Annotated in this window: 21 protein-coding genes, 2 tRNA genes and 1 pseudogene; 14 read left to right on the top strand and 10 right to left on the bottom strand. The window is 64.8% G+C overall.

Features of this window, described 5'->3' with window-relative positions:
- The first annotated feature begins 101 nt into the window (after positions 1-101).
- The 9 genes and pseudogenes from dnaN to E3T61_RS19455 all read left to right on the top strand — a co-directional run bounded on the left by dnaN (position 102) and on the right by E3T61_RS19455 (position 9,365).
- Positions 102-1,250, top strand: a complete 1,149-nt coding sequence (gene dnaN / locus E3T61_RS19495; protein ID WP_134642505.1) for a DNA polymerase III subunit beta — start codon at positions 102-104, stop codon at positions 1,248-1,250.
- Positions 1,251-1,285: 35 nt separating this feature from the next.
- Positions 1,286-2,182 (top strand): annotated as a pseudogene (gene gnd, locus E3T61_RS19490) (phosphogluconate dehydrogenase (NAD(+)-dependent, decarboxylating)); the annotation flags it as partial.
- Between the two features lie 6 nt (positions 2,183-2,188).
- Positions 2,189-3,376: a DNA replication/repair protein RecF gene (gene recF, locus E3T61_RS19485; RefSeq protein WP_134642503.1), complete on the top strand. Its 1,188-nt coding sequence runs from the start codon at positions 2,189-2,191 to the stop codon at positions 3,374-3,376.
- The gene (locus E3T61_RS19480; protein WP_134642502.1) at positions 3,369-3,857 is read left to right on the top strand and encodes a DciA family protein; all 489 of its coding nucleotides are present in this window, start codon (positions 3,369-3,371) and stop codon (positions 3,855-3,857) included. Before recF ends, E3T61_RS19480 begins: the two co-directional genes overlap by 8 nt.
- 121 nt (positions 3,858-3,978) lie before the next feature.
- Positions 3,979-5,958, top strand: coding sequence for a DNA topoisomerase (ATP-hydrolyzing) subunit B (gene gyrB / locus E3T61_RS19475; RefSeq protein ID WP_134642501.1), 1,980 nt, complete (start codon positions 3,979-3,981; stop codon positions 5,956-5,958).
- A 64-nt stretch (positions 5,959-6,022) separates the two neighbouring features.
- On the top strand, positions 6,023-8,530 hold the full coding sequence (gene gyrA, locus E3T61_RS19470) for a DNA gyrase subunit A (protein ID WP_241992701.1): 2,508 nt from the start codon (positions 6,023-6,025) through the stop codon (positions 8,528-8,530).
- Complete coding sequence (locus E3T61_RS19465) at positions 8,523-8,930, top strand: DUF3566 domain-containing protein (protein WP_088454787.1); 408 nt, start codon at positions 8,523-8,525, stop codon at positions 8,928-8,930. The genes gyrA and E3T61_RS19465 overlap by 8 nt, the downstream gene beginning before the upstream one ends.
- A gap of 84 nt (positions 8,931-9,014) precedes the next feature.
- Positions 9,015-9,088 (top strand) — tRNA-Ile (locus E3T61_RS19460).
- Positions 9,089-9,292: 204 nt separating this feature from the next.
- Positions 9,293-9,365: transfer RNA gene (locus tag E3T61_RS19455), tRNA-Ala, on the top strand.
- A 33-nt stretch (positions 9,366-9,398) separates the two neighbouring features.
- On the opposite strand, the gene E3T61_RS19450 is transcribed toward E3T61_RS19455, so the two are convergent.
- The 4 genes from E3T61_RS19450 to E3T61_RS19435 all read right to left on the bottom strand — a co-directional run bounded on the left by E3T61_RS19450 (position 9,399) and on the right by E3T61_RS19435 (position 13,848).
- Positions 9,399-9,779 (bottom strand): DUF6262 family protein, encoded by a 381-nt coding sequence (locus E3T61_RS19450; protein WP_134642499.1) that lies wholly within the window; start codon positions 9,777-9,779, stop codon positions 9,399-9,401.
- The gene (locus E3T61_RS19445) at positions 9,772-11,493 is read right to left on the bottom strand and encodes a tyrosine-type recombinase/integrase (protein WP_166793320.1); all 1,722 of its coding nucleotides are present in this window, start codon (positions 11,491-11,493) and stop codon (positions 9,772-9,774) included. The genes E3T61_RS19450 and E3T61_RS19445 overlap by 8 nt, the downstream gene beginning before the upstream one ends.
- 286 nt (positions 11,494-11,779) lie before the next feature.
- A complete protein-coding gene (locus tag E3T61_RS19440; RefSeq protein ID WP_241992700.1) occupies positions 11,780-12,910 on the bottom strand; it encodes a tyrosine-type recombinase/integrase in 1,131 nt (376 codons plus the stop codon).
- Positions 12,911-13,311: 401 nt separating this feature from the next.
- The gene (locus E3T61_RS19435; protein ID WP_134642497.1) at positions 13,312-13,848 is read right to left on the bottom strand and encodes a hypothetical protein; all 537 of its coding nucleotides are present in this window, start codon (positions 13,846-13,848) and stop codon (positions 13,312-13,314) included.
- A 124-nt stretch (positions 13,849-13,972) separates the two neighbouring features.
- Between E3T61_RS19435 and E3T61_RS19430 the strand changes: the two genes are divergently transcribed.
- On the top strand, positions 13,973-14,512 hold the full coding sequence (locus E3T61_RS19430) for a peptidylprolyl isomerase (protein WP_134642496.1): 540 nt from the start codon (positions 13,973-13,975) through the stop codon (positions 14,510-14,512).
- Between the two features lie 11 nt (positions 14,513-14,523).
- Positions 14,524-15,372 (top strand): rhomboid family intramembrane serine protease, encoded by an 849-nt coding sequence (locus tag E3T61_RS19425; RefSeq protein ID WP_134642495.1) that lies wholly within the window; start codon positions 14,524-14,526, stop codon positions 15,370-15,372.
- A gap of 151 nt (positions 15,373-15,523) precedes the next feature.
- On the opposite strand, the gene E3T61_RS19420 is transcribed toward E3T61_RS19425, so the two are convergent.
- The gene (locus E3T61_RS19420) at positions 15,524-15,766 is read right to left on the bottom strand and encodes a cell division protein CrgA (RefSeq protein ID WP_134642494.1); all 243 of its coding nucleotides are present in this window, start codon (positions 15,764-15,766) and stop codon (positions 15,524-15,526) included.
- A gap of 86 nt (positions 15,767-15,852) precedes the next feature.
- Between E3T61_RS19420 and E3T61_RS19415 the strand changes: the two genes are divergently transcribed.
- Genes E3T61_RS19415 through E3T61_RS19410 form a run of 3 tightly spaced genes read left to right on the top strand, consistent with a single transcriptional unit; the run spans position 15,853 to position 17,491 of the window.
- The gene (locus tag E3T61_RS19415; RefSeq protein ID WP_134642493.1) at positions 15,853-16,653 is read left to right on the top strand and encodes a class E sortase; all 801 of its coding nucleotides are present in this window, start codon (positions 15,853-15,855) and stop codon (positions 16,651-16,653) included.
- Between the two features lie 41 nt (positions 16,654-16,694).
- The gene (locus E3T61_RS21980; RefSeq protein ID WP_166793319.1) at positions 16,695-16,856 is read left to right on the top strand and encodes a hypothetical protein; all 162 of its coding nucleotides are present in this window, start codon (positions 16,695-16,697) and stop codon (positions 16,854-16,856) included.
- Positions 16,853-17,491, top strand: a complete 639-nt coding sequence (locus tag E3T61_RS19410) for an anthranilate synthase component II (RefSeq protein WP_134642492.1) — start codon at positions 16,853-16,855, stop codon at positions 17,489-17,491. The genes E3T61_RS21980 and E3T61_RS19410 overlap by 4 nt, the downstream gene beginning before the upstream one ends.
- Before the next feature lie 4 nt (positions 17,492-17,495).
- Here E3T61_RS19410 and pknB read toward each other — a convergent pair whose 3' ends face one another.
- The 5 genes from pknB to E3T61_RS19385 form a co-directional block, all read right to left on the bottom strand.
- On the bottom strand, positions 17,496-19,193 hold the full coding sequence (gene pknB / locus E3T61_RS19405) for a Stk1 family PASTA domain-containing Ser/Thr kinase (protein ID WP_174777051.1): 1,698 nt from the start codon (positions 19,191-19,193) through the stop codon (positions 17,496-17,498).
- A gap of 84 nt (positions 19,194-19,277) precedes the next feature.
- A complete protein-coding gene (locus E3T61_RS19400) occupies positions 19,278-21,017 on the bottom strand; it encodes a protein kinase domain-containing protein (protein ID WP_134642491.1) in 1,740 nt (579 codons plus the stop codon).
- Positions 21,014-22,465 carry a peptidoglycan D,D-transpeptidase FtsI family protein gene (locus tag E3T61_RS19395; RefSeq protein ID WP_134642490.1) on the bottom strand — a complete coding sequence of 484 codons (1,452 nt, stop codon included), beginning with the start codon at positions 22,463-22,465 and terminating at the stop codon, positions 21,014-21,016. Before E3T61_RS19395 ends, E3T61_RS19400 begins: the two co-directional genes overlap by 4 nt.
- Positions 22,466-23,866 carry an FtsW/RodA/SpoVE family cell cycle protein gene (locus tag E3T61_RS19390; protein ID WP_134642489.1) on the bottom strand — a complete coding sequence of 467 codons (1,401 nt, stop codon included), beginning with the start codon at positions 23,864-23,866 and terminating at the stop codon, positions 22,466-22,468.
- Complete coding sequence (locus E3T61_RS19385; RefSeq protein ID WP_134642488.1) at positions 23,850-25,079, bottom strand: PP2C family protein-serine/threonine phosphatase; 1,230 nt, start codon at positions 25,077-25,079, stop codon at positions 23,850-23,852. The genes E3T61_RS19390 and E3T61_RS19385 overlap by 17 nt, the downstream gene beginning before the upstream one ends.
- Positions 25,080-25,082 lie beyond the last annotated feature (3 nt).

Here is a 25,082-nt window from a genome sequence, read left to right as displayed (position 1 = left end):
CCAACAACCTTTACTCGCCGCCGGCTCACAAGAAATGGGCCGTCGGCAAACCCGACTAGCATTGAGGCCGTATCCAGGTCTCCACCGACAGGAGTGACTTCGTGAGATTTCAGGCCAATCGGGATGTCTTCAGCGAAGCCGTTTCTTTCGCTGTCAAGCTCCTTCCCCAACGCACCACCCTGCCCATTTTGAGCGGAGTCTTGATCGAGGCGACAGAGACCGGCCTGATCCTGTCGTCCTTCGACTACGAAGTCTCGGCACAGACCGAGATCGCAGCCGATGTCGAAGAGACCGGCAAGGTCCTGGTCTCCGGTCGCCTTCTGGCCGAGATCGCCAGCCGGATGCCTAACGCTCCGGTGCGTTTCTCCACCAACGAGTCGCGGATCACCGTGAGCTGTGGCACCGCGAACTTCACCCTGCTGTCTATGCCGGTAGAGGAATATCCGAGCATTCCCCAGGTCAGCGCCCAATCCGGGCTTGTGCCCGCCGAGGAATTCGCCGCGGCCGTCTCCCAGGTCGCCGTCGCCGCCTCCCGCGACGATGTCACCCCTGTGATCACCGGGGTGCAGCTGCAGATCACCGAGAACAGCATCAGCCTCGTCGCCACCGACCGGTACCGCGTTGCCGTGCGGGAGATCGACTGGGACCCGGGAGCCAACCAGGCCCAGGAACCGATCACCGCGCTGGTGCCGGCCCGCACCCTGCAGGAGGTCGGCAAGACCTTCGGCCACAGCGGCACCATCTCGGTCGCCATCACCAACACCGACGACCGGGAACTGATCGCCTTCACCGCCGACAAGAAGACCGTCACATCGCTGTTGATCAAGGGCAACTACCCGCCCGTCCGTCGCCTGTTCCCCGAGAACGTCGACAACTACGCCGTGATGAACACAGCCGAACTGATCGAGGCCACCCGCCGCGTGCAGCTGGTGCTCGAACGTGAAGCCGCACTCCGGTTCAGCTTCACGGCCGACGGCCTCACGCTCGAAGCGATCGGCTCCGAGCAGGCCCAGGCCTCAGAGACCATCGATGCGATCCTCGCCGGCGGCGACACCGTGGTCTCGCTCAAGCCGCAGTTCCTGCTGGACGGGCTAGGCGCTGTGCACTCCGAGTTCGTGCGAATCTCGTTCACCAAGACCGAAAACCCCAACAAGCCGGGACCGGTGCTCATCACGAGCCAGACCTCCCGTGAACAGCCGGGCGCCGACAGCTACCGGTACCTGCTGCAGCCGAACCTGCTGCTGCGCTAGACACACCAGTTCCACCAGCACGACACGGACCACGAAGGACAGCCATGCACATCGGAATCGTCGGCCTCGGCAAAATGGGCGCCAACATGCGGGACCGGCTGCGGGCAGCCGGCCTGACCGTCACCGGATACGACCGCAATGCCGATGTGACCGATGTGGCCGGTACCGCCGAGCTGGTGGCGGCGCTGCCGGCTCCCCGGCTGGTCTGGGTCATGGTTCCGGCCGGGGCGATCACGACCTCGGTGATTGCCGACCTGGCCACCAAGCTCTCCCCCGGTGACCTGGTCATCGACGGCGGCAACTCCAGGTTCACAGACGACTTCACCCACGAGGCGCTGCTCGCCGAGCAGGGCATCCACTACCTGGACGCCGGTGTTTCCGGCGGAGTCTGGGGTCTCACCAACGGTTTCGGACTCATGGTCGGCGGGTCGGCTGCCGACGTCGAGCGGGCGATGCCGGTGTTCGACGCGTTGCGCCCCGAGGGCCCGCGCGAAGAAGGCTTCGTGCACGCCGGCAAGGTGGGCGCCGGCCACTACGCCAAGATGGTGCACAACGGCATCGAATATGCCCTGATGCAGGCCTACGCCGAGGGTTACGAACTGCTCGAGAAGCGCGACGACCTGATCCAGGACGTCCCCGGCATCTTCACCGCCTGGCAGCGCGGCACTGTTGTGCGGTCCTGGCTGCTCGAACTGCTGGTGCTCGCGCTCAAGGACGACCCGCAGCTGGGTGATATCGAAGGCTACGTCGAGGATTCCGGCGAGGGCCGCTGGACCATCGAAGAGGCCATCAACAACGCCGTTCCGGTACCTGCGATCAGCGCGTCGATCTTTGCGCGCTTCGCTTCCCGTCAAGACGATTCCCCGGCCATGAAGGCCGTGGCCGCGCTGCGCAACCAGTTCGGCGGCCATGCCATAAAGAAGGCAGACTGATCCCGCGTGCGGGTCGCACACCTCTCCCTCACTGACTTCCGCAACTATGCCCAGGCGGAGGTCCCGTTCGGCGCCGGACCCAATCTGATCGTCGGCCGCAACGGCCAGGGCAAGACCAACCTGGTCGAGGCACTCGGTTTCCTCAGCACCCTGAGCTCGCACCGGGTGTCCCAGACCGGTGCGATGGTGCGCTCAGGGCAGGATGCCGCGATCATCCGGGCCCGGCTGGAGTACAACGGCCGCGACCTGCTCGCCGAGGTGCAGATCAACCGGTCCGGACTCAACCGGGCCCAGATCAACCGGTCGGTCATCAAAACCCGCGAACTGCCCCGCTATTTTTCCAGCGTGCTCTTCGCGCCGGAAGACCTGGCTTTGGTGCGCGGCGATCCTTCCGGCCGCCGACGGTTCCTCGACCAATTGTTGGTGCTGCGCAACCCCCGGTTCTCCGGGGTTCTGACCGACTACGACCGGGTGCTCAAACAGCGCAACACCCTGCTCAAGTCGGCCAGGGCATCCGGCTTGAAGACCACCCAGCTGGGCACCCTTGATATCTGGGATGAGCGGTTGGTTGCCCTCGGCTCCGAACTGATCGACGCGCGCGCCGATCTCGTCGCTCAGCTGCTGCCGCCGCTGCACAGCGCGTACAAGTCGGTGGCCGGCGCCGATCACGGGCCTAACCTGGTGGCGTCTCTGAGTATTCTGGGCGCTGACGAAGACGAGGCCGCACCCTCCCCTGCCGCCTGGCAGCCCGGCGGCACCGGCTCGGAGACCGCGGAAACCTTCCGTACCGCGCTCGCGGGCCTCCGGCGCAAGGAACTGGACCGTGGCATGACCCTGGCCGGGCCGCACCGCGACGACCTCGTGTTCGAACTGAACAACCTTCCCGCCAAGGGATACGCCAGCCACGGCGAATCCTGGTCGTTCGCCCTCGCCCTCAAACTGGCCTCGGCCGAGTTACTCAGGCGCGATTCAACCAGCGGCGACCCGGTACTGATCCTCGACGACGTTTTCGCCGAACTCGACCAGTCCCGCCGCCGACGCCTCGCCGAGGCCGTGACCGGCTACGAACAGGTTCTGATCACGGCGGCCGTCTTCGAAGATGTGCCAGCGGTGCTCGCCGCCCACGCCATCCACATCCACGCCGGCGCCGTCGTCGACGGCCCCGCCGCGGAACAGGGAGCCGAGCATGGCTGAACACAGTGAGGCCGCCAAGGTGTACCTGCGGTTCAAGGACGTCTTCGGCGACCCCAATGCCAAACGAATCCGCGCCAGGCGCAAGGCCAGTCCCCAGATCGGGTCGAGCGTTCCGTTCGGTGCCGGTCGTGACCCGCGCGGACTGGGTGAGACCATCAGCTCACTGACCGCCCAACTGGGCTGGAACTCCCCAATGGCCCAGTCCGACCTGCTCGCGTCCTGGATCGAACTCGCCGGTGAGGAAACCGCGAAGCATTCCACCCCGGCCGGCATCGACGAGGGCATCCTGACCGTGCACTGCGAGTCGACGGCCTGGGCCACACAGCTGCGAATGATGCGCGTCGAAATCATGACTCAGATCATGCAGAAGTTCCCGGATGCCGGCATCGCCGCAATTCGATTTCAGGGACCCAACGCCCCCTCCTGGAAAAAGGGTCCCAGATCAATCCCAGGGCGTGGTCCACGCGATACCTACGGCTAGGTAGCCAAAACAGGTCAACCCCACGAATAAAACGCGTCAAACGGCGGTTTTGGCCGATGGGGCTTGGGGGGTTTGGTAGGCTGAGGGGTCGCCTGTGCGACGGTCAGGAGCCCAATTTCACATGACAATTGAACCGAAAACTGAGCCGGAGCAGCACGCTTACGGTGCAGAAGACATCCAGGTTCTCGAAGGCCTTGAAGCTGTTCGCAAACGACCCGGAATGTACATCGGTTCAACCGGTCCACGCGGTCTGCACCACCTGGTCTACGAGATCGTCGACAACTCCGTCGACGAGGCCCTCGCCGGGTACTGCGACACCATCGACATCCGCATCCTGGCTGACGGTGCCGTCCGCGTGCAGGACAACGGTCGTGGCATCCCCGTCGACATCCACAAGGCCGAAGGCAAGTCCACCGTCGAGGTGGTGCTCACCGTGCTGCACGCCGGCGGCAAGTTCGGCGGCGGCGGTTACGCCGTCTCCGGTGGACTCCACGGCGTCGGCAGCTCCGTCGTCAACGCGCTCTCCAGCCGCCTCGAGGTCGAGGTACGCCGGCAGGGCAACGCCTGGCGGCAGAGTTTCCACAACGGTGTGCCGAATGAGTCACTGCACAAGGACGAGGTCTCGGACGAGACCGGAACCACGATCACCTTCTGGCCCAGCGCCGAGACCTTCGAGACGATCGTCTTCGATTACGAGACCCTGCGTGCGCGTTTCCAGCAGATGGCCTTCCTCAATAAGGGCCTGAGCCTCACCCTCACCGATGAGCGCCCGGACAACCTCGATGCCGAGGGCAAGCCGCTCAGCAACACGTTCATGTACGAGCAGGGCCTGATGGACTACGTGGCCTACCTCAACCGGGCCAAGAAGGCCGAACTGGTCAACGAGGAGATCATCTCCTTCGAATTCGAGGACACCGAGAAGAAGATCGCCCTCGAGGTGGCCATGCAGTGGACCACCGCATACACCGAGAGTGTGCACACCTACGCGAACACGATCAACACCCACGAGGGCGGTACCCACGAAGAGGGCTTCCGCGCGGCGCTGACCACCTTGGTGAACAAGTACGCCCGCGAAAAGGGCATTCTGAAGGAGAAGGACGACAACCTCTCCGGCGACGACGTGCGCGAGGGCCTGACCGCGGTCGTGTCGATCAAGCTCGCCGAACCGCAGTTCGAAGGCCAGACCAAGACCAAGCTGGGCAACACCGAGGCCAAGGCCTTTGTGCAGCGCGTCGTCGGCGACCAGCTCACCGACTGGTTCAACCGCAACCCGGTTCAGGCTCGCGAGATCATCCGCAAGTCCCTGCAGGCCGCGACCGCCCGCATGGCAGCCCGCAAGGCGCGCGAAACCGCCCGCCGCAAGGGCCTGCTCGAGGGCGGCGGCATGCCCGGCAAGCTCAAGGACTGCCAGAGCAAGGACCCCGCGGCATCCGAGATCTTCATCGTCGAGGGTGACTCGGCCGGCGGCTCCGCCGTGCAGGGCCGCAACCCGGAGACCCAGGCGATCCTGCCGCTGCGCGGCAAGATCCTCAACGTGGAGAAGGCTCGGCTCGACCGTGCCCTCGGCAACGCCGAAGTCCAGGCCATGATCACGGCGTTCGGCGCCGGCATCGGCGAGGACTTCAACCAGGACAAGGTGCGGTACCACAAGATCGTGCTGATGGCCGATGCCGACGTCGACGGCCAGCACATCACCACCCTGCTGCTCACCCTGCTGTTCCGCTACATGCGCCCGCTGATCGACCTGGGCTATGTCTACCTCGCCCAGCCGCCGCTGTACCGGCTCAAGTGGGCGAACTCGGCCCACGAGTACGTGTACTCCGACGCGGAGCGGGACGCCCTGCTCGCCGACGGCGCCGCCGCCGGCAAGCGGATCCCGAAGGACAACGGCATCCAGCGCTACAAGGGTCTGGGCGAGATGGACTACAAGGAGCTGTGGGAAACCACGATGGCCCCCGAGTCCCGCACCCTGCTCCAGGTGACCCTGGATGACGCGGCAGCCGCCGACGAAATTTTCTCCACCCTGATGGGCGAAGACGTCGAATCCCGACGCAACTTCATCCAGAAGAACGCGAAGGACGTGCGTTTCCTTGACATCTGACGACACCACCGGCATCACGCCGGACGCCCCCGACGCCGCCGGGCTCGCTGCGGCAGCGGCGCACCTGACCCAGCACGGCAAGATCGACCAGGTCGACCTGCAGCTGGAAATGCAGCGTTCCTACCTCGATTACGCCATGAGCGTCATCGTCGGGCGCGCGCTGCCCGACGTGCGTGACGGCATGAAGCCCGTGCACCGCCGGGTGATCTACGCCATGTACGACGGTGGCTACCGTCCGGACAAGGCGTTCTCCAAGTGCGCCCGCGTCGTCGGCGACGTGATGGGCCAGTTCCACCCGCACGGTGACTCCTCCATCTACGACGCCCTCGTGCGCCTCGTGCAGCCGTGGAGCCTCCGCTACCCGCTGGCCCTCGGCCAGGGCAACTTCGGCTCCCCCGGCAACGACGGCGCCGCCGCCCCCCGATACACCGAGACCAAGATGGCCCCGCTTGCCCTCGAGATGGTCCGCGACATCGACGAAGACACCGTCGACTTCCAGGACAACTACGACGGCCGCACCCTCGAACCCACCGTGCTGCCGGCCCGGTTCCCCAACCTGTTGGTGAACGGTTCCGTCGGCATCGCCGTGGGCATGGCCACCAACATCCCGCCGCACAACCTGCGCGAGGTGTCCGCCGGTGCCCTCTGGTACCTGGAGAACCCCGACGCCACCCGCGAGGAGCTGCTCGAAGCTCTGATCCAGCGCATCAAGGGCCCCGACTTCCCCACCGGTGCGCAGATCCTGGGCATCAAGGGCATCCAGGATGCCTACCGCACCGGCCGCGGTTCCATCACGATGCGCGCCGTGGTGAACATCGAAGAGCTGCAGGGCCGCACCTGCCTGGTGATCACCGAGCTGCCTTACCAGGTCAACCCGGACAACCTGGCGATCAAGATCGCCGACCTGGTCAAGGACGCCAAGATCACCGGCATCGCCGACATCCGCGACGAGACCAGCGGCCGCACCGGCCAGCGCCTCGTGATCGTGCTCAAGCGCGACGCCGTGGCCAAGGTCGTACTGAACAACCTCTACAAGCACACCTCGCTGCAGGAGAACTTCGGCGCGAACATGCTCGCGATCGTCGACGGCATCCCGCGCACCCTGGCCCTGGACGGCTTCATCAGCGCCTGGGTCGCCCACCAGATCGACGTCATCGTGCGTCGCACCCAGTTCCGGTTGAACAAGGCCGAGGCGGATGCCCACATCCTGCGCGGTTACCTCAAGGCGCTCGACGCCCTGGACGAGGTCATCGCCCTGATCCGCCGCTCCCCCACCGTGGACGACGCCCGCGAGGGCCTGATGGACCTGCTCACGGTCGACAAGCTGCAGGCGGATGCCATCCTCACCATGCAGCTGCGCCGCCTGGCCGCCCTGGAGCGTCAGAAGATCATCGACCAGGCCGCCGAACTCGAGTTGCAGATCGTCGAGTTCAAGTCGATTCTGGCCAGCCCCGAGCGTCAGCGCAGCATTGTCAGTGACGAACTCACCGAGATCACCGCGAAGTTCGGCGACGACCGCCGTACCGAGATCATGTTCGGCTTCGACGGTGACATGTCGATCGAGGACCTCATCCCCGAAGAGGAGATGGTGGTCACCGTCACCCGCGGCGGCTACATCAAGCGCACCCGCAGCGACAACTACCGCAACCAGCACCGCGGCGGCAAGGGCGTCAAGGGCGCCCAGCTGCGCGCGGACGACGTGGTCGAGCACTTCTTCGTCACGACGACCCACCACTGGCTGCTCTTCTTCACCAACACCGGCCGGGTCTACCGGGCCAAGGCCTACGAGGCGCAGGAATCCGGCCGCGACGCCAAGGGCCAGCACGTGGCGAACCTGCTGGCGTTGCAGCCCGGTGAGGAAATCGCCCAGATCCTGGACATCCGGGATTACGGCGTGGCCCAGTACCTGACCCTGGCCACCCGCGAGGGCCTGATCAAGAAGACCGCGCTGAGCGAATACGACACCAACCGCACCGGCGGCATCATCGCCATCAAGCTGCGCGAGGGCGACGAACTCGTCTCCGCGCTGCTCGTCGATGAGGACTCCGACCTGCTGCTGGTATCGAAGAAGGGCATGTCGATCCGGTTCACCGCCTCCGACGAGGCGCTGCGCCCGATGGGCCGCAGCACGTCCGGCGTGATCGGAATGCACTTCCGCGGCGAGGACACCCTGCTGGACGCCTCGGTGGTCTCGGACGACGGATTCGTCTTCGTGGTCACAGAGGGCGGCTACGCCAAGCGCACCTCCGCCGACCAGTACCGCCTGCAGAACCGCGGTGGTCTGGGCATCAAGGTGGCCAAGTTGAACGATGACCGCGGCGACCTGGTCGGCGCGCTCATCGTCGACGAGGAGGACGAAGTGCTTGTGGTTCTTGCCAGCGGCAAGGTGGTACGCTCTGACGTCGCCGAAGTGCCGGCCAAGGGCCGGGACACCATGGGCGTTGTTTTTGCAAAGTTCGCGACCGAAGACAGGATCATTGCGATCGCGAAGAACACCGAGCGCAATCTGGTAGTCGAACTTGAGGCTGCAGCCGAGAGCGATCCGGGGAAAGTAGAATCAGCAGATGAGTAGTGTTGCCGAGAAACTGGCCAAAAAGTCGAGTCGAGGTGCAATGTCGTCCAAGCAGGTACGTCTGAAGCTCGTCTACATCGACTTCTGGTCGGCCGTCAAACTGTCCTTCCTGATCGCCGTGTGCCTGGCCGTGGTCACCATCGTCGCCACGTTCCTCACCTTCACGGTGCTGAACGGAACCGGCATCTTCACCCAGATCGACGCGCTGTACACGGATATCGCCGGGAGTGCCTCTGAGCTCACGACGATCCTGTCGATCGGCAATGTGATGGGTTTCGCCGTGGTTGTCGCGGTCATCAACACCGTCGTCGTGACCGCCCTTGGCGCGATCTTCGCCGTTTTGTACAACCTGAGCGTCAAGGTCACCGGAGGCCTGCTCGTCGGATTCACCAACAACTGACCGTCGGATGCCCGATCGAGGTCGCCTGCCGGCCTCGATTGGGACTTTCCGCCAGTTTCCGGTAGTCTCAAATCTGCCCAATGGGGGGATATAGCTCAGTTGGTTAGAGCGCTTCGCTGATAACGAAGAGGTCCCAGGTTCAAATCCCGGTATCCCCACGTATGACATAAACACTGTGTACTGAATAGCCTTACATCTCCACCAGATCCTCACCTCGTGAGGAACCGGTTCGGGGCCATAGCTCAATTGGTAGAGCGCCTGCTTTGCAAGCAGGAGGTCCGGGGTTCGATTCTTATCTTCAGGTTCGAGCGTGAGATCCATATAAATACAGCGATAAGCTGTCAAAGAATTTTCCATGACACGGGGCCATAGCTCAATTGGTAGAGCGCCTGCTTTGCAAGCAGGAGGTCCGGGGTTCGATTCCCCGTGGCTCCACAAATCCCTGATCAGAACCGATTTCGATTGATTCTACGGCTTGTTCATCAGCCGAGACAATAGGCTTCTATTCTCTCGTTGCAGTTGGGCGTTTTCTGCCTCCAGCTGGGCGACGCGTTGAGCTGCGGCATTCAGCTTGGTCAACAGGCTCTTGTCGCTCGACGGCGCCTCTGCATGTGACCGAGTCGCTCGCCGGCTCCCGCGAAGCTCTCTGATGCGATCTGCGAGTACTTCGGTCTTGTAGAGGTAGCTCAGCGAGACCTTTGCTTCGGTTGCCACCGTCGTGAAGGTCACCTGCTTTCCGCGAGCGTCGAGGGATGTGATCGCGCGCTGAGCCGCAGCGAACGATGTGTCGGATCTTTCCTTGGCAGCGTGGCTGAGCCTCGAAACTCGGTCGAGTCGATCTTCACTCATGAACAGCTCCGGTCGATTGCGTGCCAGAGCCATCAAGGGCAGACAGAATCCGAGTGTTGATCTCCTCGATCGCATGGTGTCCAGAAGCTGCGGCCTCAGCGATCCGGCGTTCCAGCTGTGCGCGGTAAGTGCTCCGTGACGCGTCAAATTCGCCGTCGCCTGGCACATGGAACGAACAGGTGAGACAAGGGTTCTCTCGGACGACGCATGTCTTGCTGGCGGGGAGAGCGCAGTACCCAGCCGGCAGCACGGCGGTCAGCATTTCTCTCAGGCGCTCTACTCGTGGATCAGTGTGAGAGATCCCTGCAGCGGCGCGGTCGGCCTGGACCATTCGGTGGAACTCGTCAGCCTTCCTGTTGAGCGTCTCGTCGAGGATCTTGGCGTATGCCGCCGTCATTGTCGGTGAGACGTGGCCCAAGAACTCCATGACCTGCTGCTGGGTCCACCCAGCGTTCAGTAGCTCCGTGCCTATGTTGTGACGGAATCTGTGGATGTCGGCGCCGGATATGAGCTCGCCGGTTATGGCTGAGCTCAGGATTCCGTTTTCAGTGAAGAGCGATTGGACTCTGGTCCGAAACCCTGCGGCGGACCAAGGTCGAGCGATTCCGGCGCTCAAGTTGGAGCGACCGAGACTCGGGAAAAGTAGCGTTGTCGCGGACCCGAACTGAGCTCGGACGGCCAATGCTTCTGCCGCGAGGTCACGGCCCAGCTCCGGGACGATCGGGAACCGGCGAAAGCGGCTGACTTTGGGCATCCAGTACTCCACCCAGTAGCCGCCCTTGCCGTTCTCAACAAGAGAATCGATTGGCAGCGAAACGAGCTCGCTCACTCGTGGCCCAGCCCAGCGGCAGAAACGGAGCATGAGCCGAATCTGCGGGTCCACGCGATCGCTGTCCAAGATGCGCGACTCAATCTGCGTGATTGTGTCCTTGGGCCACGGCCTCGGGTTACGTATACGGATCGCGGGGTTCTCACCGCTTCTCAAGTAGATCTCACTTGCGAGCCGCGGCTGGAATTCTTCGAGCTTCAAGTTCATGAGCACGTGCGCGGTCGTATTGATGCGCTGCCGCATGTTGCCTGTGTCGCCGTAACGCGCGCGCTGCTCCTCTAAGAAGCCGAGGAAGACCTTCCGGGTCAGTTGCTCCGGTTCAGTGAGTCTGATCAACGAAAGGTGGCCGGACAATCTGAAGAAGCTATCGGACCAAGTGTGGATGGTGGCCCAGGTTCTGGTCGACCCCTGCAGGCATTGGCGTGCATAGGCCTTCAGGGGCTCGCGTAGCCAGTCCTGCTCGATCCGGGACCAGTTGATGTTCGGCTGGCTCGCGTACGCGCCAGCGCCCATCACACGGTCAAACATGCCCTTCCAGAGCCAGACGTTCTCGGCCCAAGGATCGGAAATCAGCCCTCGGTTCAGCGTCGAGAAGAAGGTGCGCAGGTATGGCGCAATGCTTCGTTCAAAGGTGACGTCGGCACCGCGATACAGCTGGCGAGCGAACAGGATCCAGTCCTCGAAGCGCCGGTCCGTGAATGACCACGCGCCCTTGGTCAGGACTAGTTCGAAAAGGAGCTCGAGGCATTGTCGGAGCGCCGGTGTCGGGGTCCAGTCGCCATTTGTGAGTTTGAACCCGAAGACGTAGCGGATCTCTTCCGCGGCCGCCGGAGGGAGGTCGCTGAACTTCACCGAACGGACAGAGAGAGGAAGGTTCTTCTTCATTACCGGCCGGTGGGGGCGAGCGGCCCACTTGGCGATCGAGGGTTCATCGTCTCGCTTCCATCGCCAGTAGTGGCCATGGCAGAGCGATACTTCCTCAGAGCCGTCAAAGCGCGGACTCAAACAATCAACGACAGCACAGACGCCGCTGGACATTCGGAGCCGGCGCCCGGGGATGTCGAGGATTGCCCATTCGTCCTGTGACCAGGCACCGTCAATGAGCGGAAGCGCGGGTGGCCCGTCTGAGCCTGGTTCAGGAAGTTCTCGCGATGGCACCTCGGGAATGTGGCTACTCGGCATCGGGTCGCTCCTCGCTTCCGTTCCAGATCAGGTGAGACGTCTCTGCGAGCTTTTGGTCGAGGTCGTCTGCGGCAATGTGGATATATACGTCCGCGCTAGCGGCATGCCGCTGGCCGAGCCGTGCGGCGATCTCGGCACTGGTCCAGCCCATCTTCGCCAGATAGGTCGCGTGCGTGTGGCGTAACACGTGCGGGGTCAGTGACGGAATACCAGCCCGGGCACCGATGGACACGACCTGTTGGTAGATGTTCGAGTAGCTGCACGGAATGCCGAGCGGCTCCTGGTTGATGTTGATGAACAGGTAATCGCTGTCGAGCCGGCGAGGCATAAGTTCCTTCAGGAGGTAGTCCGCGTAGAGGTCGAAAAAGCGCCGTGGCATGGAAAGATCCAGAAGGTCGGGCGTCTTCGACGTCGCGCCGTTGAGGTTGTTGTCCCGACGCTCAACCAAGACGTGCTTCCGAGGGATCAGCAGGTCGCCGTGACGCAGCCCAAGAGCCTGCCCGACCCGCATCCCACCGTCGTACATGGCGGAGAGGAGAAGCCGGTCCCTGAACGTGTCACACGCCGTCAGGAGCTTCTCGAAATCGCTCTCGAAATCGATTGTTGAAGGAGGGCGGCCAGCATCCTTGAATCCCTCCACGAGACGATTGCGCGTGGCTGGAGCTCGTTGTTCGATGTGGGCGAGAAAGGCATTGGATGTGCGCACGGAGTAGCGCGACGCCCGGGTGAGAATGAGCTGACTGGGCCCGCGCCCCTCTGCCCTCTGGAAGTCGATGAACTCCTTCACGGCCGCTGCGACAGCCTTGGTAGATGACTGGCTTCGTTCACGGCCATCTGCGCGTTCCAGAGGGTAGACACCCCGGCGATACACGTGAAGAAAATCCGTCAGCTGGGGGAACGTCAGCTTCTCCCAGTCGACCTTCGCAGCGTCGAGCCAACGCCAGAACAGGCTTAGATGGCGGGCATACGACTTGACGGTGTTGGTGGCCCGTCCCGTCGATCGAATCGTGCCCAAGTAGGCCTCGAGCTCATCAATGGGGATTCCGTCTGCGCCCACGACGGTCCAGCTTCGCCGCCCGGATAGGGTGTCGAACTCTACTGCCTTGGCCACCATCGGCATCACGTCGTAGAACTCCTCACGGATAACGTTCTACGACGGAGAGTAGACCTCAATCAGGTTTCTGTCACGCATGTCGTACAAGGGTCTTACCAACCTAGAGATAACGATTCCCCGTGGCTCCACAGAATCACCCGCAGTACCCGCCCTCATCCGGTTCACCGGCTGAGGGTTTTGTGTTTCCCCACCGGACGGGCACCACGGGCTCATCGCCCTCCAGGCGCGCTCTGCACGCCCCGGAGCGAGCTACCGCCCTCCGCCACCTGCCGGGGCTCCGCATCCGCTCACGCGGCACACAGGGCCTCGGGGACAGGGTGCGCCCGTTGTTGCCCAGGGCGGGGTCGCCGTCAGGACACGCAACAAGGCCCCCGTCAGAGACGAGGGCCTTGTCGGCAAGCTGCGGACTAGATGTCCGTGGACTTCTCAATCGGAGAATCGAGCAGTGACTCGTCTTCGGAGACCCACAGCTCATCGTCGGCACGGAAGGTCTGCCAGATGGCGTACGCCACACCGGCTGCGGCAGCGATGCCCACACCGATGGCGATGTACGTTCCCGCACCCAGGCCCTGCTTCTGAACCACGACGGGCTTCTGGAAGCGAACGCGGTTGAGCGCGGCGACGCGTGCGTCCTTGGCGATATCCCCCACCGACATGACAGTGCCAAGTGCGGTTCCGATCCCCGGCAGAACCTTGTCCGTGACCTGGTGGCGAACGCCACCGGCAAAATCTTGGGTCGCGTGCACACCGGGGAGGAGATAGTGCTCATATCCCTGGCGAACGCGGGGTACTACTTCTTCACGAGTGAGCACACTGGCCTGACGGCCGGCTTCACGTGCAATCTCGTTGGCGCGGTCGAGAACTTCCTGCTGATTACTCCACAGTTCGTCCGCGCTCTTGCGCAGACGAGTGAGTTCCTTTCGGCGCTTGCGTGACAGGCTCATCTGGACCCTCCATCGTTTCTTGTGGTTAACACAGCCCATCTTGCCACTGAATAGCCTGTGAGCGCTCTGAATGCCTGACAAGCAGACGGATTCATGCAATCTTCGCTGTGCAAGAATTATCCCTATGTCTAAGCACACTGCAGTCGCAACGCTCAATACAACCCTCGGACCGATCAAGGTCAACCTCTTCGGGAACCACGCTCCCAAGACCGTCAAGAACTTCGTCGGCCTCGCCACCGGCGAGATCGAGTGGAAGCACCCGGCCACGGGCAAGACCTCCAACGACCCGCTGTACAACGGCACCGTCTTTCACCGCATCATCAAGGACTTCATGATCCAGGCCGGCGACCCGCTGGGCCAGGGCACCGGCGGACCCGGCTTCCAGTTCGATGACGAGATCAGCCCTGAGCTCGACTTCACCCAGCCCTACGTCCTGGCCATGGCCAACGCCGGCATCCAGGGCGGCCGCGGCACCAACGGTTCGCAGTTCTTCATCACCGTCGTGCCGACCACCTGGCTTCAGGGCAAGCACTCGATCTTCGGCGCCGTCGAAGATGAAGAGTCCCGCAAGATCGTCGACCAGCTCGCCGTCGTCCCCACCGACGGCCGTGACCGTCCGCTCACCGATGTCGTCATCGAGAGCATCACCGTCGAGCAGGTCTAGGACCTCCCGAGATGACCAGCCTGCCCGGAACCGCCGCCAACTTCTGTTACCGGCATCCGGGCAGGCAGAGTTTCATCCTCTGCCAGCGCTGCGGTCGCACCATCTGCCCCGAGTGCCAGACCCAAGCCGCCGTGGGCGTCATCTGCCCCGAGTGCATGCGCGAGCAGCGCCAGAGCGCACCACGCACCAAGTCGGCCGCCCGCACCAGGCTCGGCCGCATGACCGCAGCCGGCGAGCCGGTGGTCACCTACTCGATCATCGCGCTGACGCTGGTCATCTTCGTTCTGCAGCTCATCCCCGGACTGGGCGTGACGAACGCGCTGCTCTACGCCGGCGCGTTCTCCTACCCGGGCAACTTCGAACCGTGGCGCATGCTGACCAGCGTCTTCGTGCACTCCACCGGGTTCATCTTCCACGTACTGCTGAACATGTACACCCTGTGGATCTTCGGCCAGATCCTCGAGCGGATGCTCGGACGCGGCCGGTTCCTCACCCTGTACCTGCTCAGCGGCCTGGCCGGTTCACTCGGTGTGCTGTTCCTGGCCGACCCGTATGTGGCGGTCGTCGGCGCCTCCGGGGCCATCTTCGGTCTGATGGGCGCGTTCCTCGTCATCCAGCGCAAGCTCGGCGGTAACGCCACCCAACTGCTGATCCTGGTGGGCATCAACCTCGTGATCGGCTTCCTGCCCGGACTCAACGTGGCCTGGCAGGCACATGTCGGCGGCCTCGTCGGCGGTGCCGTCATCGGCCTGATCTACGTGCAGACCCGCCAGCGCAGCAAGCGCACCCAGCAGTTCCTGCTCCTGGGCGGTTTTGCTGCCCTGCTCGTGGCCTTGAGCCTGAGCAAGTTCTTCGTCTAGACCGCTCGGCGACTAGGTTTCCCCAGGGTTATCCACACCCAGGGAGAAAGTTATCCACAGGAGTTTCCACATTGGGGATAATTACACGGCTGTAATTGACTACCCGAACGGGTGGTTAAACCACGCGGAACAGGTGGTGAACAGTTGGGTCTCAGCGCCAGCGGGTGGTCATCAGGAAGCCGATGAAGGCGATCCCGAATCCGACCAGGATGTTCCACGAGCCGAAGGCCGGAACGGGCAGTGCGCCCTGGCTCACATAGAAGACGATGATCCAGGCGAGCCCGATCAGCATGAAACCGAACATCACCGGCTTGAACCAGACGGCATTCGGGGCCTCTTCGCCCGCGCGGGCCTCGGGACGGGCGGGCTTGGTTCGGGGATTTGTGCGTGCCATGCCTGAGATTCTAGCGTCCCCGCCTGCGTTGCCCTGCCGGAAGCACTCGGCGGATCAGTAGGTTCGCCCCGATTAGAATCGACTGCATGACCGAGCCGGCCAAGTCCGAAGTTCCGGCCCAGCGTGGGCGGAGAGCCCAACGCGGGCCGAAGAAGCGGGTGCGCCCCCGGGTGAGCGTCTTCGGAGTCGTCGGCGAGGTGCTGATGACCGGGGGCGTGCTCGTGTTCCTCTTCCTCGGTTGGCAGCTGTGGTGGAACGACGCCGTGATGGCCGCCTCCCAGTCCCGGGCCGCCGAGTCGATCAGTCAGGGTTGGCTCGAGGAGGCCAAGCCGGACCCGGCCCCGGCCCCCGCCGTCGAGGAGGGATATGGCGACCCCGTAGTGGCCGCCGCTCCCGGTGATGCGACACCGTTCGCCGTACTCTATGTGCCGCGGTTCGGCGACACCTACAAGCGCACCATCGCCGAGGGCACCGGCACCAACGTGTTGAACAGCCCCGACATGGGCATCGGCCACTACCCGGGCACGCAGATGCCCGGCGAGGTCGGCAACTTCGCCATCGCCTCGCACCGCAGCGCCAACGGCGGCGGGATGCACCTGATCAACGAACTGCAGCTGGGCGACGCGATCTACGTGCAGACCGCCGACGGGTACTACACCTACAGGTTCCGCGACTTCGAGTACGTGCCGCCGAGCGCCGTGGAGGCCATCGCACCCGTGCCGCACGACCCGGACGGTGTTCCCGTCGACCGGCTGATCGCCCTCACCACCTGTAACCCGCTTCTCTCCACCGCGGAACGGATCATCGCCTACGGTGTGTTCGAATCGTGGCAACCGACCGGCGCAGGGCCTCCCGCCGAGCTGGCGGCCCTGCTCCCCGCCGCCTAATACCCACCCAGCCGTCACACAGAAGAGCTAAGGACCAACCGATGTACGCAGCACTCTGGCGTCTCCTGCCCGGACCGGTCTGGGTGCGTGTCCTGCTCGTTCTCGTGCTGCTCGCGGCTATTCTCTATTGCCTCGTCACCTGGGTTTTCCCCTGGGTCGACACCGTGGTCAACAATCAGGAAGTGACGGTGGGCGCCCCATGACCCGCATCCTTGTAATCGACAACTACGACAGCTTCGTCTATACCCTCAACGGCTACCTGCGTGAACTGGGCGCGGAGACCGAAGTTGTGCGCAACGACTCCTTCGCCAAGACGGATGTCGCCGCCCGCCTCGCCGAGTTCGATGGGGTGCTGGTCTCCCCCGGGCCCGGTAAGCCGTCCGACGCCGGTGTGTCGATTGCGGCCGTGGAAGCGGCCCTGGCCGCCAACCAGCCGTTGTTCGGCGTGTGCCTGGGTCACCAGGCGATCGCCGAGGCCTTCGGCGCGACGGTGACGAACGCCGAAGAACTCATGCACGGCAAGACCTCACAGATCACCCACGACGGCAGCGAGTTCTACGACGGAGTCCCCCAGCCCTTCACGGCTACCCGCTATCACTCGCTGGCCGTTGTGAACGGTACAGTCCCCAGCGACCTGGTCGTGACCTCCCGCACCCAGGGCGGCGTGATCATGGGCCTGCGGCACGTGTCGGCGCCGATCCTCGGAGTGCAGTTCCACCCGGAGTCGGTCCTGACGGAGGGCGGCTACCTGATGGTGGCGAACTGGTTGGCTTTGGCCGGACTGCCGGACGCGCGCGAGAAGGCCAAGCACCTCACCCCCATGCTCAAGCTGAGCTAGAGAACTAGCCGGCGCAGTAGGTGAGTTCGACTTCGGACTTCTGTGGCGCGTCGCCCGGAGGCAGGGACTGCTTGGTGACCGGCGAGCCGGCTTCGCTGTCACACGCGTAGTCGGGCTCGAGGATCGGCACCAGTTGCGTATCCTCGGCCTGCAGGAGCGTGTTGGCGGCCGCAAGGGCCTGTCCGACCACGTCCGGCATCGTCACCTGGCCGCTGGACACTGTGAAGTCGACGATCGTGCCCACTGCGGTCTGTTCGCCGCCCGCCGGGGTGGTGCCGGTCACGATGCCCTCGGCGACCGACGCGGAGTTCTCAGTGGTCACCGCGCCGGAAACGAAACCCTGTTCCACCAGGGCCGGTTCGGCGTCGGCGAAAGGCTGGCCGGTGACGTTGGGCATCGCCACGAGTTCGGCGCCGGTGGAGACATAGACCTTGATGACGGTGGCCGGCGGCGCGATGGTGCCGGATGGCGGATCGGTGCGGATGACCTCGTCCTTGGCGACCGTTGGACTACTCTCCTCGGCCTTGGTGGCCGCGAGGTCCAACTCGAGGAGCGCATCCTGAGCGTCGTCGTAGGTGAAACCGGTGAGCACCGGAACCCGTCGTGACGAGTCGGGCAGGTCGTTGTTGGGGGTGAGGCTGAGCGCCCAGAACATCACCGCGATGACGATGACGATGACGCTGACGATGCCGGCCCAGATCCAGATCACCGGTGGGCGGCGCTGGGTGCGGTCCATGGTCTGGTCTTCGGCCAGCTGCTTGAGGGCGAGCTCCGAGGTGGACTCCACCTCCGGCGGGGCACCGAACAGGCCTCCGGCGATGTCGTCGGCGGTGCGCTTGACGGGAATATGACCGGCACCGGCCGTCTCGACGTCGTTGCGGAACTCCACAGCGCTCTGGTACCTGGCGAACCGGTCCTTGGCCAGGGCGTGCACGACGACGACGTCCAGCGCCGGCGACACCTTGGGGTTGATGGAACTGGGCTTGACCGGGGCTTCGCTGACGTGCTGGTACGCCACGGCTACGGGCGTGTCGCCACGGAAAGGCGGACGGCCTGTGAGCATCTCGAAGAGCACCACGCCGCTGGAGTACAGGTCGGTGCGCGCATCCACCGACTCGCCCTTGGCCTGCTCGGGGGAGAAGTAGGAGGCGGTGCCGAGGATGGCCGTGGTCTGGGCGACCGTCGTGGCCGAGTCGGAGATGGCCCTGGCGATGCCGAAGTCCATCACCTTCACCTGGCCGGCCTTGGTGATCATGATGTTGCCCGGCTTGATGTCCCGGTGCACCACGCCGGCGCGGTGCGAGTACTCCAGAGCGGTCAGAACACCGTCGATGATGCGAACGGCCTCGACGGAATCGATCGGGCCCTCACGGATGATGTCCTTGAGCAGGCGCCCGTCGACGAACTCCATGATGATGAACGGGATCTGCGATTCGCTGCCGTCGGCTTCGGAGATGGTTTCTTCGCCGGCGTCGAACACCCGCACAATCGTGGGGTGCGCCATCCGCGCGGCCGCCTGGGCCTCCTGGCGGAACCGGGTGCGGAAGGCGGGGTCGGCGGCGAGGGAGGACTTGAGCAGCTTGATGGCCACCGTGCGGCCGAGCCTGGAGTCGGTGCCGATGTGCACGTCGGACATGCCGCCGCGGCCGATGGACGCTCCCACGCGGTATCGACCAGCAAGCAGACGGCCCTCATCAGTCAATGCAAAACTCCCTGCTCGCGGACAATGTTGATTATTTTAGCCAAGATCCGGTGGGCACCCTGCAGGCACCCACCGGGGGAACGCCTACCCTGCCGGCGGTGTGGCCGGGGTGGTGGGCACGACAGGCGCTGTGACGGTGACGGTGGTGGAAGCCGAGTAGTCGGAGGCGACGTCGCCGCAGAGGTACCGGAACTTCACGGTGAAGTTGCCGGTGCCCGCCGTGACGGTGGCCGTGGTCGTGTCCGCACCGGTGGGCGGCGGGGAGGAGACCCCGTTGCCCTCGGCGAGGAGCTCGTAGCCCGAGAGTTCCTGCCCGGCAGGGCAGGTCTGGGCCGGCCAGGTGACCGTGACGGTTCCGGCCGGTGCGACCGTGGCCGGGGTGGCCGTCGGCGTGCCAGAGGGCGCGTCGGGGAGAGGCGGAACGAATTCGGAATAGACCCGCACCGTGATCTCGGTACCCTCGGCGACCCGCCCGGTGGGGTTGATGGCGTAGACCCTGTCGGCCTGGTCCTCGGCCGGTGCCGCCTTGTCGGCGACGACGTTGGCGCTGAGGCCGAGCTCACTGAGCTTGTCCCGTGCTTCGGTACTCGTCAGCCCGAGGAATTCGTTCTGATCGAGCTCCACCATGGTGGACGACGGCGTGGGCGTCGGCGTCGGCGTGGTCTTCGGGGGAGACGGGGCCTGTGAGGACGGTGTCGGGTCTGGTTCCGGCGTCGAGGTCGGCTGCATGAACAGCGTGACCAAGGTGCCCACCAGTACCAGGCCGAGGATGGAGATGAGCGCGACCAGGGGCCAGGTCCAGGGGCTGCGCTTCTTCTTTTTCTTCGGGTCGGCGGCTGCAGCTGCTGCGGCCGCTTCGGCACGGGTGCCCGGTTGCGGCGCTCCGCCGGCGGCGGGCATCAGCTGGGTGGTCTGGTCGTTGCCGGCACCAGGCATCAGCATGGTGGCGGCCGTGGGCGTGAGGCCGGTCATGACAGCGGGCACGGATGCGGCCGCTGCCGCGATGTCGCCGCGGCGCAGGGCGATCGCGGCGCGCGCGAGGTGCGCCGCCGAGGCTGGACGCTCGGCCGGGTTCTTGGCCAGGCAGGAGATCACCAGGTTGCGCACCGGTTCGGAGACGGTGTCGGGCAGCGGCGGCGGCTGTTCGTTGATCTGCGCCATGGCGATCGCCACCTGGGACTCGCCGGTGAACGGCCGTCGGCCGGCGAGGCTCTCGTAGGCGACGATGCCCAGCGAGTAGATGTCCGTGGTCGGCGACGCCGAGCGTCCGCTCGCCTGTTCGGGCGAGAGGTACTGCACGGTGCCCATGACCTGGCCGGTCGCGGTGAGCGGAACCTGGTCGGCGATGCGTGCGATACCGAAGTCGGTGATCTTGACGCGACCCTCGGGGGTGATCAGCAGGTTACCCGGCTTGATGTCGCGGTGCACCAGGCCGGCCGCGTGGGCGGCGTGCAGGGCTGCGGCGGTCTGAGCGACGATGTCGAGGACCTTGTCGGCCGGCAGTGTGTGCTCGCGCTCGAGGATCGTGGAGAGCGCCTCACCGGGCACCAGCTCCATCACCAGGAAGGCACTGCCGTCTTCTTCGCCGTAGTCGAACACGTTGGCGATGCCCTCGTGGTTCACCAGGGCGGCGTGCCGGGCCTCAGCGCGGAAGCGCTCGAGGAACCCGGGGTCGCCGAGGTATTCGTCCTTGAGGATCTTGATGGCGACAGTGCGCCCGATCACCAGGTCGACGGATTGCCAAACCTCGCCCATACCGCCGATGGCGATGCGGGATTGCAGTTCGTATCGTCCCCCGAAGGTGAGCCCTGCTGTGGGTCTCATTTATTCAGCACCGCCTCTAGTACCTGTTTCGCTATCGGTGCGGCAAGCAAGTTGCCGTACCCGGTCTGACCGAGTCCCCCACCATCTTCGATGAGAACGGTGATCGCGTATTGCGGGTCTGCTGCAGGCGCGAATCCGGTGAACCACAGGGTGTATGGATCGTCGGCGCCGTTCTCCGCAGTCCCCGTTTTTCCCGCCACGTCGACTCCGTCTATTCTTGCATTGCTCGCGGCCCCGTCCTGGACCCCGTTGACCATCATCTGGGTCATCGTGGCCGCGGTTTCGGCACTGAGCACGCGGTCGGCGGCCACGGGTTCGAAGGTCTGCAGCGGGCTGAGGTCCGGTGCCAGGATCTGGTCGACGAGGTTGGGTTGCATCTCGATACCTCCATTGGCGATCGTGGCCGAGACCAGGGCCATCTGCAGCGGCGTGGCACGCACGCTGGTCTGTCCGAATGCCGACAACGCCGTCTGGGCGTCGTCGGGGTCCTCGGGGTACTCGCTGGCGGTGACCGACAGCGGGATGGTGAACTCGGAGTTGAAGCCGAACTTCTCGGCCATGGCGCGGATGGCGTCATCGCCCAGCTGCAGGCCCAGCTCGGCCATCGGGATGTTGCAGGAGAGCCGCAGGGCCGTGGCGATGGTGACGGTATCGCCTGGGCCGCAGGTGCCGCCACCGGAGTTGATCACGACGGAGCTGGAATTGGGCAGCGTCCAGGTGGCCGGGTTGGGGAAGGTGCTGTCGGGGGTGAACTGGCCAGACTCGAGGGCCGCGGCCACGACGACGAGCTTGAAGACCGAGCCGGGCGGGTTGAGCGAGTTGATGGCCCGGTTGATCAGGGGGTCGCCGGGGGCGTTGACGAGGGCATCGTAGGTGTCGTTCACCGCGGCGCTGTCGTGCACGGCGAGGGTGTTCGGGTCGTAGCTCGGCTTGGAGACCATGGCGAGCACCCGGCCGGTCTTGGGCTCGGTGACGACCACGGAGCCGGTGTTGTCGCCGAGGGCATCCCAGGCGGCCTGCTGCGCGATCGGGTCGATGCTGGTCTCCACGGCGGCGCCCTTGGGGTCCTGGCCGGTGACCAGGCTGGAGATCTGGTCGAAGAACTGCGCGTTCGAGGTGCCGCTGAGCTCCCCGTTCAGGGCCTGTTCCAGCCCGGTCGGGGCGCCGTTGACCGGGATGAAGCCGGTGATCGGGGCGTAGAGCAGGCCGTTGCTGTAGGTGCGCTGGAACTTGTAGTTGTCATCGGTCGGCATCGACTGGGCAATGGGCTCGCCACCGGCGAGGATGGCGCCGCGCTCGACGGAGTAGCTGTCGAGCAGCGTGCGGGTGTTGCGGTCATCCGCCGACAGGTTGTCGGACTGGAAAACCTGCACGATGGACGTCGACGCGAGGAGGGCAACGAACATGAGCATCACGACGAGGCTCACGCGCTTGAGTTCACGATTCAACTAGACCACCAGCCGAGGTTGGTTGCGCACTGTGTCACTCAGTCGCAGCAGCAGCGCGACGATGATCCAGTTGGCGACGAGGGAGGAGCCACCGGCGGCCAGGAACGGGGTGGTGAGGCCGGTGAGCGGGATGACGCGGGTGACACCGCCGATGACGATGAAGCACTGCAGCGCGATGACGAAGGAGAGGCCGACGCCGAGCAGCTTGCCGAAGTCGTCCTGACCGGCGAAACCGATGCGGAAGCCGCGGGCGACCAGGAGCAGGTACAGGGCCAGGATTGCGAAGATGCCGGCCAGGCCGAGCTCCTCGCCGAGGCTGGCGATGATGTAGTCGCTCTGGGGGACCGGGGTGAGCTCGGGGCGGCCCTGGCCCAGGCCGGTGCCGATCAACCCGCCCTTGGCCAGACCGAACAGACCCTGCACCAGCTGGTAGCTGCCGCCGGCGGCGTCGTACACGGCCGGGTTGAGCGCATCCAGCCAGTTGGTGAACCGGCCGTTGACGTAGTCGAGGGTCTGGCTGGCGATGAGGGCGCCGCCGAGGAACAGCGCCATGCCCAGAAGCACCCAGCTGAGCCGGCCGGTGGCCAGGTAGAGCATCACCAGGAACAGGCCGAAGTACAACAGGGCGGTGCCGAGGTCGCGCTGGAAGATGATGACCGACATCGATAGGGCCCACACCACGAGGATCGGGCCGAGGTCGCGCAGGCGTGGGAAACGCATCCCCAGGAACTTCTTGCCGACCATGGAGAGGCTGTCGCGGTTGCGCACGAGGTAGCCGGCGAAGAACACGGCCAGGGCGATCTTCGCGATCTCACCGGGCTGGAAGGTGGCGAACGAGCCGAAACCGATCCAGACCCTGGCGCCGCTGACCTCACGGCCCAGGCCCGGCACCAGCGGCAGCAGCAACAGCAGCACACCGACGAAACCGGCCACGTAGGTGTACCGGAACAGCACCCTGTGGTTGCGGATGATGAGGATCACGGCGATGGCGCAGGCGATGGCCAGGCCGCTCCAGACGGTCTGCCGCACGGCGGCGCTGGCCCAGCCGGACTCGTTGTTGGCGATGTCGATGCGGTAGATCATCGCGATACCGATGCCGTTGAGCAGGGTGGCGATGGGCAGGATGAACGGATCGGCTTCTCTGGCGACGAAACGCAGCACGATGTGCATCGCGAAGACCAGGCCGGACAGGCTCGCGCCCAGGAGCACCAGGGTGGTGTCGATCTGTCCGAGCGCGCCCAGCTGCACGAGCACGACGGCGCCCAGGTTGATGCCGCAGGCGATGATCAGCAGGAACAACTCGAGGTTGCGCAGCTTCTGCGGCAGGTGCAGCCGACGGACCTTGCCGGTCTGGGGGGCGGCCTCGCGGGCATCCGTGGAGGGATTACTCTGCCGGGGCATTGCTCAACCGTTCCACGATGAGTTTGGCGTCCTCCAGGGAGGACGCGCTGATGGTGCGCTCCACCTGCTGGCGGTCGTAGACACGCAACTGATTCAGCTCCAGGTCGGTGTCTTCGTAGACGCTGGAGAGCTTGATGGGGCCCAGATCTTGCTGGATGCCCTGATAGATCGCGACGGTGCTGCCTTCGACGCCGACGAAGTATCGGCTCTGGGTCCACTGATAGCCGAGCAACCCGGCACCGACTATGGCGACGATGAGCAGCACGATGGCGGCCAGCCAGGTGACCTTGCGGCGGATGGCACGGCGGGCGTCTTCCTCGATCAGCTCGGACAGGTAGTCCTGCGAGTCTGGCTCGAAGTGGGTTTCCCGCACCGGGTGCAGGCGCAGCGACGGGATGCGGGGGGCGCGGGTGCGCACCGGCTCCTCACCGAAGGCGAGCGGGGCGGCGGCGGAACCGACCACAACGGGCTCACCGAGGCGTTCGCCGCCTGAGCCGATGTCGACGACAACAATGGTCACATTGTCGGGCGCGCCGCCGTCCAGGCTCTCCTTGACCAGGCGGTCGGCGACGGCCTGGGCGTCGAGCGAGGATTTCAGGGCATTGGCGATGCCGGTGTTCGACACCACGCCGCTCAGCCCATCGGAGCAGATCAGCCACCGGTCACCCGCCCGGGTGGCCAGGATCGACGTGTCGATCTCCGGCGAGGACTCGACGTCACCGAGCACCCGCATCAGCACGGAGCGGCGCGGGTGCACCATGGCTTCGGCCTCGGTGATGCGGCCGCTGTCGACGAGCCGCTGCACGAAGGTGTGGTCCGTGGTGATCTGGGACAGTTCGCCGTCGCGGAACAGGTAGATGCGGGAGTCGCCGATGTGCGCGATGGCGACCTGGTCGTCGAGCACCACCAGGGCGCTGACGGTGGTGCCCATTCCCGTGAGCTCGGCGTGTTCGAAGACGGTCTCGGCCAGCTGCGAGTTGGCGGCGATCAGGGCGGCCTGCAGCGCGAACTCGGCATCCTGGGCGGACAGGTAGGTCTTGTCGGCCTCGATGATGCGCTTGGTGGCGATGGCGGAGGCGACGTCGCCGCCGGCGTGCCCGCCCATGCCGTCGGCCACGACGAACAGGGTGTGTCCCGCGTATCCGGAGTCCTGATTGTTGGAACGAATCTTGCCAACGTTGGACGCGGCTGCGCTGTGACTAACCGAGGCCATGCA

Source organism: Cryobacterium lactosi, assembly GCF_004403945.1.
GTDB lineage: Bacteria > Actinomycetota > Actinomycetes > Actinomycetales > Microbacteriaceae > Cryobacterium > Cryobacterium lactosi.
The sequence above is the reverse complement of the archived record's forward strand: the minus strand, read 5'-3'. Positions and strand labels throughout refer to the sequence as shown.